This window comes from Pseudomonas sp. S36 (assembly GCF_016647875.1).
Taxonomy (GTDB): domain Bacteria; phylum Pseudomonadota; class Gammaproteobacteria; order Pseudomonadales; family Pseudomonadaceae; genus Aquipseudomonas; species Aquipseudomonas parafulva.
On the sequence record NZ_JACVVG010000049.1, the window covers coordinates 21,189 to 29,393 of the forward strand.

Annotated in this window: 8 protein-coding genes and 1 tRNA gene; 5 read left to right on the top strand and 4 right to left on the bottom strand. The window is 62.5% G+C overall.

Going from position 1 to position 8,205, the window contains the following annotated elements; translation table 11 throughout:
• Positions 1–60: 60 nt before the first annotated feature.
• Complete coding sequence (locus IAE36_RS20440) at positions 61–2,193, top strand: TonB-dependent siderophore receptor (protein ID WP_201214290.1); 2,133 nt, start codon at positions 61–63, stop codon at positions 2,191–2,193.
• Between the two features lie 174 nt (positions 2,194–2,367).
• Here the strand turns inward: IAE36_RS20440 and IAE36_RS20445 are convergent.
• Positions 2,368–2,457: transfer RNA gene (locus IAE36_RS20445), tRNA-Ser, on the bottom strand.
• A gap of 199 nt (positions 2,458–2,656) precedes the next feature.
• Between IAE36_RS20445 and IAE36_RS20450 the strand changes: the two genes are divergently transcribed.
• From IAE36_RS20450 to IAE36_RS20460, 3 genes are all read left to right on the top strand, one after another.
• On the top strand, positions 2,657–3,346 hold the full coding sequence (locus tag IAE36_RS20450; RefSeq protein WP_028634764.1) for a crotonase/enoyl-CoA hydratase family protein: 690 nt from the start codon (positions 2,657–2,659) through the stop codon (positions 3,344–3,346).
• A gap of 69 nt (positions 3,347–3,415) precedes the next feature.
• Positions 3,416–4,129 carry a lysophospholipid acyltransferase family protein gene (locus IAE36_RS20455; RefSeq protein ID WP_201214292.1) on the top strand — a complete coding sequence of 238 codons (714 nt, stop codon included), beginning with the start codon at positions 3,416–3,418 and terminating at the stop codon, positions 4,127–4,129.
• Positions 4,130–4,198: 69 nt separating this feature from the next.
• Positions 4,199–5,170 carry a magnesium and cobalt transport protein CorA gene (locus IAE36_RS20460; RefSeq protein WP_028634762.1) on the top strand — a complete coding sequence of 324 codons (972 nt, stop codon included), beginning with the start codon at positions 4,199–4,201 and terminating at the stop codon, positions 5,168–5,170.
• Between the two features lie 31 nt (positions 5,171–5,201).
• Here the strand turns inward: IAE36_RS20460 and IAE36_RS20465 are convergent, their stop codons facing one another.
• Positions 5,202–5,933 (bottom strand): amidotransferase, encoded by a 732-nt coding sequence (locus IAE36_RS20465; RefSeq protein ID WP_201214294.1) that lies wholly within the window; start codon positions 5,931–5,933, stop codon positions 5,202–5,204.
• A 526-nt stretch (positions 5,934–6,459) separates the two neighbouring features.
• Here IAE36_RS20465 and IAE36_RS20470 point away from each other — a divergent pair.
• A complete protein-coding gene (locus IAE36_RS20470) occupies positions 6,460–7,260 on the top strand; it encodes a cytochrome c (protein ID WP_201214296.1) in 801 nt (266 codons plus the stop codon).
• A 36-nt stretch (positions 7,261–7,296) separates the two neighbouring features.
• On the opposite strand, the gene IAE36_RS20475 is transcribed toward IAE36_RS20470, so the two are convergent.
• Both IAE36_RS20475 and IAE36_RS20480 read right to left on the bottom strand, forming a co-directional pair.
• A complete protein-coding gene (locus IAE36_RS20475; protein WP_028634759.1) occupies positions 7,297–7,629 on the bottom strand; it encodes a ribonuclease E inhibitor RraB in 333 nt (110 codons plus the stop codon).
• A 175-nt stretch (positions 7,630–7,804) separates the two neighbouring features.
• The gene (locus IAE36_RS20480) at positions 7,805–8,041 is read right to left on the bottom strand and encodes a hypothetical protein (RefSeq protein ID WP_028634758.1); all 237 of its coding nucleotides are present in this window, start codon (positions 8,039–8,041) and stop codon (positions 7,805–7,807) included.
• Between the last annotated feature and the right edge of the window lie 164 nt (positions 8,042–8,205).

Consider the following 8,205-nt stretch of genomic DNA (forward strand, 5'->3'; position numbering starts at 1 on the left):
CTTCGGGCCGAAGGCGGCTGCTAAGATGCCGCCTTTTTCTTGGCCTTCAGGAACCTCGACATGCCTGCGTGCAACCCTCGCCTGCCCTTCAGCCTGCTCAGCCTGGGCCTGGCCTTGCAGTGCCCCAACGCCCTTGGCCAGGGCAGCCTGGAGCTGGCGCCGGTGCAAGTGTCCGATACGTATGCCGCAGGCAGCTACCAAGCGACCCAGGCCGCGGTCGGCGGCTTCCAGCCGGGCCCGACACTGGATACCCCCGCTTCGATCAGCGTATTCAGCCAACAAATGCTGGAAGACCGCCAGGTGCGCCTGCTCAGCGAAGTACTGCAGGGCGACGCCGCGGTGGGCGAAAGCTATGCGCCGGTCGGCTACTACGAGAACTTCAATGTGCGAGGCTTTGAGCTCAATGCTGCCAGCAGCTACCGCGTCAACGGCCAGACCGTGGTCGGCGAGCAGAATGTGGCGCTGGAGAACAAGCAGCAGGTAGAGCTATTGAAGGGGTTGTCTGGCTTGCAGAGCGGTGTCTCCGCACCCGGGGGCCTGATCAATTATGTGACCAAGCGGCCTGAAGCGGTGCGCAGTGTCACGCTGGCCGGCACCGACCAGGGTGGGCGCTACCTGGCCACCGACCTTGGCGGCTGGTTCGGCAGCGAGCGGCAGTTCGGCCTGCGTGCCAACCTGGCGCACGAGACCATCGGCTCGTATGTGGAGCACGCCGATGGCAAGCGGGACTTTGCCTCGCTGGCGTTCGACTGGCAGCTCAGCCCCGCTGCCACCTTGCAGCTCGATGCGGAATACCAGCACCGCGAACAACGCTCGGTGCCGGGCTATCAGCTACTGGGTGGCCGCGAAGTGCCCCATGGCATAGACCCCCATGACCGCCTGGCCTACCAGGGCTGGGCCAAACCGGTACAGAACGACTCGCTGAACCTGGGCGGGCGCTTTGAGTACCGCTTCAGCGACGCATGGGCCGCTACGCTCAGCGGGTCCCGCAGCAAAGCGATCATCGACGACTACAGTGCCTTTGCCTGGGGTTCGAGCGAAGGTGCGTTCTTCTCCGGCACCGGCGACTACGACATCTACGACTTCCGCAGCCCCGATGACACGCGCCGTATCGATGAAGTGCAGGCCACCCTGGATGGGCACTTCGATGCGCTGGGCGTGGGCCATGAGCTGACCCTCGGCACCAGCGCCCAGCGCCGTACCCAGGACCAGCGGCCCTACTACAACGAGTGGCTGGGTACCGGCAATATCGCCACCGGTGCCCCGGCCCTGGCGCCATCGAGCAACCCGGTGGGCGCCAGCGAGCGGCGCCTGGACAGCCGCCAGTACGGGCTGTTCGTCACCGACCGCATCCATTTCAGTGAGGCGTGGCAAACCGTGCTGGGCGCCCGCGAAGTACGCCTGGACGAACGAACCTGGGACCAGGACGGTGTTGCCGGGCGCCACACCCAGCAGTACCAGTTGCTGCCCAATGCGGCGCTTATCTACAAACCGCAGCCGGACACCACCCTGTACGCCAGCTATGCCAAAGGGCTTTCTGCTGGCGGTACAGCGCCGTGGTTTGCCAGCAATGCTGCCGAGATACTTGCCCCAACCCTGTCGCGCCAGCTGGAGGTGGGCGTGAAACACGACTGGCAAGGCCTGAGCCTGAGCGCTGCCTTGTTCCAGATACGCCAGGCCTACCAGTACGCAAGGCCTGATGGCAGCGGCAGCTTCACCTATGTGCAGCAAGGCCAGCAGAAGAATACCGGGCTGGAACTGGGGGCCGCTGGCTGGCTTACGTCCAACCTGCAGGTGCAGGCCAGCACAGCCGCCATTCGCGCGCGGGTGCAGGGTAGCGGCACTGAGGCCTATGAAGGCCACCAGGCGATCAACGTACCCAGGTTCCGGGCGGCCCTGTATGGGGAGTACAACCTGCCGGTGCCGGGGCTGGCGCTGCTGGGTGGCGGGCGCTACAGCGCCAGTAAAGCCGCGAGCAAAAACGGCGACGTGAAGGTGGGCGGTTATGCCGTATTCGACCTCGGCGGCCGCTACCGCACACAGGTGGGTGGGTACGACACGGTGCTGCGGCTGACGGTGGACAACCTGTTCGACAAGCGTTACTGGCGCGATGTGGGGGATTACCTGGGGGACAATTACCTGTTCCAGGGTGCGCCGCGCACCGCCCGGCTGGCGGCCACGGTTAGCTTTTGATACCAGGGCACTGGATGAGTGAGGATGGCACCGGCTGCGCCGGTGTTCGCCGGTAAACCGGCTCCTACAGGGATGGGAGTGGGCTTCACCGGGGCCACACCCCTCCAACCCTCACAAAACAGCCAACAACAAAAAGCCCCCGGGCTTTTCAGCGCGGGGGCTCTTCGTAGAATGTGGCGGTGAAGAAGGGATTTGAACCCTTGATACGATTTCTCGTATACACACTTTCCAGGCGTGCTCCTTCGACCACTCGGACACTTCACCGTTTTCCCTTCAAGCCTTTCAGCCTGTCGAGGCGCGCTAATTTAGTGGAAGGTCTTTTCTTTGGCAAGCATTTTTTTCAAATTTTTCATGTATTTGCATCAGAAGCCCGGTAAGGGCTGACTGGCCAGTCAGCCTTGCTGCTTTACCTGGCCCTCGGCGCTGGGTAACGTCATCGCCACGCCAACAACAGGACTGCGCCATGAGCGAGCTGATTACCTACCACGCCGAAGACGGCATCGTCACCCTGACCCTGAACAACGGCAAGGTCAACGCCATCTCACCGCAGGTGATCGCCGCCTTCAACGAGGCCCTGGACCGTGCCACCGAGGCACGCGCCGTGGTGATCATCACCGGCCAGCCCGGCATTCTCTCTGGTGGGTACGACCTCAAGGTGATGACCAGCGGCCCCAAAGAAGCCATCAGCCTGGTCACCGCCGGTTCCACCCTCTCCCACCGCCTGTTGTCGCACCCCTTCCCCGTCGTGGTGGCGTGCCCGGGCAATGCCGTGGCCAAAGGCGCCTTCCTGCTGCTGTCGGCCGACTACCGCATCGGCGTCGAAGGCCCCTACAAGGTCTGCCTGAACGAAGTGCAGATCGGCATGACCATGCACCATGCGGGCATCGAACTGGCCCGGGACCGCCTGCGCCGCTCAGCCTTCCACCGTTCGGTGATCAACGCCGAAGTGTTCGACCCACAGGGCGCGGTGGATGCCGGCTTCCTCGACAAGGTGGTGCCCGCCGAACAACTGCACGACGCAGCCCTGGCCGCTGCACGCGAACTCAAGAAGCTGAACATGCTGGCCCACAAGAACACCAAGCTCAAGGTACGCAAAGGGCTGCTGGATGCGCTGGAGAAGGCTATCGAGCTGGACCAGCATCACATGGGCTGACCGCCTCTGTTTGCCCCAGCCAGTGCACAGCCGTACACTGACGGGCGACTGTCTGGTGTGAGTCGTACCATGCTCTACTGTGTTCGCATGTTCCTATTGGGCCTGCATTTTCTGGCCGTGGGTGCCGTCGGCCTGATCATTGGCCTGTGCCGCCCGTTCAACCCCGCCAACAGCCGGGTGTTCGCACGCCTTTACAGCGTGCCAGCCACCTGGCTGATGCGCGTCAAGGTCAAGGCGGAGGTGGGCCCGCTATGGGACCAGCCGCCTGGCTGCGTCATCGTCGCCAACCACCAATCCAACTTTGACCTTTTTGTGCTGGGCCAAGTGGTACCGCAGCGTACCGTTGCCGTCGGCAAGAAAAGCCTGGGCTGGATCCCGTTGTTCGGCCAGCTGTTCTGGCTGGGTGGCAACGTGCTGGTCGACCGCAAAAACGCCTACCAGGCGCGCAAGGCCCTGCAAAAGACCACCCGCGTACTGCAGAACGGCACGTCCATCTGGATATTCCCTGAAGGCACGCGCAACCCCGGCGACACGTTGCTGGCCTTCAAGAAAGGCGCGTTCCACATGGCGATTGCGGCAGGCGTGCCGATCGTGCCGGTGTGCGTCAGCCGCTACGCCCGGCGCCTTGACCTCAACAGCTGGCACCCGCGCACGGTCAGCGTACGCTCACTGCCCCCCATCGCCACCGCGGGCATGACCCAGCAGGACCTCCCCGCACTCATCGAGCAATGCCGTGCGCAGATGCAGCAATGCATCGACCACATGGAAGCCGAACAGCCCTGAGCCTGGTTGCTCTCTGAGCGGCGAAGGACCAAGCTGTAGCCCGTGTTCAACCGGAATAAGCGGGCAACCATGGGGCGAGTCGTGGCATCGGCGGTGTACACCGCCGGCAGAAAGGTCACCAACATCAGCATCGATGAAGGCAGCGAATGGGCCCGCAAGCCGGGCCATTTCGTGTGGATTGGCCTGGAGGAACCCAACGCCGAAGAACTGGCCAACCTGCAACGCCAGTTCAACCTGCATGAACTGGCCATCGAGGATGCCCTGGAAAAGCACAGCCGGCCCAAGCTGGAAACCTTTGGCGATGCCCTGTTCATCGTCACCTACTCGCCGGTACGCCACCAGGGACGGCTGGAATTCATCGAAACCCATATTTTTGCCGGCAACGGCTACATCATCACCTGCCGCAACGGCCATTCGAAATCCTATGCCCTGGTGCGCCAGCGCTGCGAGGCCAGGCCGCTGCTGCTGGAACACGGCGAGGACTTCGTGCTGTACGCGCTGCTGGATTTCGTGACCGAGAACTACCAGCCGGTGAGCGAAGCCATCCACGCCGAGATCGAAACCCTGGAGCAAAGCGTGCTGGGCGGCTCGCTGCAGGAAAACGACATACGCCGCCTGCACAGCCTGCGCCGGGATATCCTGCGCCTGCGCCGCTATGTGGCACCGATGGTGGAGATCAGCGAGGAACTTCAGCGGCTGAGTTTCCCCTTCATCGACAAGAACATGCGCCCGTACTTTCGGGACGTGCAAATTCACGTGACGCGGCAGATGGAAGACTTGTCGAGTATCCGCGACATCGCCAGCCAGACCATCGAGATCGGCATGCTGCTGGAGTCGTCACGCCAAAGCATCGTGCAACGCAAATTCGCCGCCTGGGCGGCCATCCTGGCCTTCCCTACCGCCATCGCCGGCATCTACGGGATGAACTTCCAGAACATGCCCGAGCTGAACTGGCACTACGGCTACTTCACCGTGCTGGGGGTGATCGGCCTGGGTTGCGTGGGGTTGTACGCCAGCTTCAAGCGCTCCGGCTGGCTTTGAGGTGGCCAGGGCCGCAGCGCGGCCCTGCGCCTTACGCGGCGTCGTGTTTACCGACAGGTTGCTGGATAAACCGCAACATCCACTCACCCACCAGGTCGCCCTGGTGCTCGGTGGCCAGGCTGGCGATTGCGCGCTGATACACCTCATCGCCCAGGTGTTCCTGGCGCGCATTGAGTAACGCCCGCGAATAATCGTTGACGAACTCTGGGTGGCCCTGGAAGCACAGCACCTGGTCGCCGATGTGGTAAGCCGCATTGGGGCAGAAGTCGCTGGATGCGATCACCGTCGCGCCTTCCGGCAGTTCGGTCACCTGGTCCTGGTGGCTGATGAGCAGGGTGAGTTCTGGCACCTGCGGGATCATCCATGGCTGCTGGGTCGCCAGCAAGTACCGGTGGGTACCCACACCCCAGCCTTGCTCCGCCCGCTCGGCCTTGCCCCCCAGGGTCAAGGCCAGCAGTTGATGGCCAAAACACACACCTAGCAACTTTTCACCGCGCGCGTACAGCTTCAGCAGGTAAGCCTTGAGGGTTTGGATCCAGGGATCGGAACCGAACGAATCCGCTTTGCTGCCCGTCACAAGGTAGGCGTCGAAGACTTCGTCGTCGGCGGGGTAATCGCCGTTCATCACGTTGTACACGCTAAATTGTGCCGCAATGGGCTGACGCGAAAAGAGCTGCTCGAACATCCTGCCGTAGCCCTGGTACTGGGCGGTCAGCTCCGGTCGCAGAACATCGGTTTCAAGGATGCAGATGCGTAACGACATAGGGTTAGTCCTGAACGACATGGGTGGGGATCAGGTGTAGAGCGTGACGCGAAAGGCACGTACAAGCAAGTAGGCTGCACTGACGAACGGTCACAACCGCTAGTCACCGGCAGCAGCGCCGCGCAGGCGTCTAGCCAGAGCGTGGCACGGTGCACAGCGACCTTTACATAGCCAGAAATAATCAGTAGGCAGCCGCTTAGAACAAAGGGTTCTCGATTATGGATAACGCAGGCCCTACTGTTGGTTGTATATCACGTAACACGAGGCAAGCAGTCACCCCGCAACACGGTGCCACTGTGATCGACCCGAAGCGCGACAAGGAAGCCAACGGGTATTCAGGAATAACAACAAGAAGGCGGTCAGCCATGTTCAGACATTCAAAAGTTCGCCAGGCCGGGCTCATACTCTTCGCCACCACTTTGCTGCTGATCTTGCCGAACCTCACACGTTTGTTCGGTTGAGCGCAGCGCTGGCGCCAACGGGCGACGCACAGGTAACCTGCCGGCCTCAATGGTCGGAGCTTCCCATGCGTTACTGCCTCATGCTGCTTGCACTGGTTGCGGGCCTGCCCGTTTGGGCTGCACAACTGCACCTCGAATTAGGCACCGGTGAACGCCAATGGAGCAGCGAAGCGCTGCTGGCTCACCCACAGGCGCAGGCCATTGCGGTCGACCACGATGTCTCGTACAAGCGGCCTATGCACTACCGTGCAGTGCCCCTCAGTGCCTTGCTGGAGGGCATTGGCCCTGATGATCATCTGCAGGCCATTGCAAACGATGGCTTCGCGGCAGAAATGCCGGCCGCACCCTTGCTGCAACAGGGCCCCGCCAGGGCGTGGTTGGCAGTGGAAGACCCAGCCCACCCTTGGCCGGCACTGGGCAAGGGCAAGGGCAGTGCCGGGCCGTTTTACCTGGTCTGGACCCACCCACAGGCAAGTGGCATACGGCCAGAGCAATGGCCATTCCAGATCGCGACGCTGCGCAAGCTTGCGCCCGTGCAAACGCGATTCCCAGCGCTGCTCCCCGACCCGCAACTCCCTGCACACAGCCCCGAACAGCGAGGGTTTGCCCTGTTTCAACAAAACTGCCTGGTGTGCCATACCCTCAACGGTGCCGGTGATGGGCAAGTGGGGCCAGACCTGAACACCCCGTACAGCCCTACGGAGTACTTCCAGCCAGCCTACCTGCGCATGCTGATCCGCAACCCGCAAAGCGTGCGGCATTGGCCCCAGGCCAAAATGCCGGGGTTTACCGTTGATGTGCTCAGTGAAAATGACCTGGATGAACTGTTGGCCTACCTGGCCCATATGGCTGGGCGCAGGCCGTGAAACCCAGGGCCGCGCGGCGACCCTGAACGCCATGGATCAAGCGGTAAGCCGCTCCTGTTTGACGCCCCACCCTTCCACTTCACCCCCATAGGGTGTCACCAGCTGTTCGAAGGTTTCCTCGAAATCGCCGATGCCGCCGTGGGTGGCGTACATGACCTTGCTCAGCTCCAGGTGCCACCCCCCATCGCCCAGCTCGGTGACCTGGGCATTGAGCGACTCGCCCCGGAACTGCGTGGCTGCACGCCGCGCCGCAGCCTCGTCCGGGAACACGGCATAGAACTCGATGGGGTGGATTTGAGTGAAATCGAAACCGCCTGCCTTCATCTGACGCAGGACGTTGCTGCTGATGTCGTCGTTTTGGCTGCTCATGAATCGTCCTCCTGAGTAACGCGATGGATAGACTTTCCGTGCACTACGCACCTGCCGGTAATGGCCTGGCAGTTCGAGCTGTTGCAAGACGCGAGTTGAAGAGGTGCCTGCCCGCAGAACGGCAGGCACCTTCCAGCAGCGTAGTGCCCTTGCAGGCACCACGCAAACCTGTGGTTCAGGGCGCTTCGTGGATACTGGTGATGGTGACGCCGCTGTGCTCCTTGAGCCAGCGTGCCGTGGGGGAAATGGCCCGGTCCTGAAAATCGTTGAGGTCCAGCTCATCCATGACCGGGAACAACTGCGTGCGTATGGCACGTGCGGCGTCTTCCTCGCTGGGGCAATGTTCGGCCTGCAGCACGATCGAAGACGGTGCGCCTTTCTGGTCGGCAAAGATGACTTCCCACTCTTTCATCGAACGAGCCCTCTCAATCAAACGACATCTGGTTTGCGATGCCTGAATTACTGACCTTGGGCCTGGGAGAATGTTCAGAAAGTTGCGGGGGGGGGGGGGGGGGCCCCCCCCCCCGGGGGGGGGGGGGGGGGGGGGGGGGGGGGGGGGGGGCGGGGGGGGGGGGG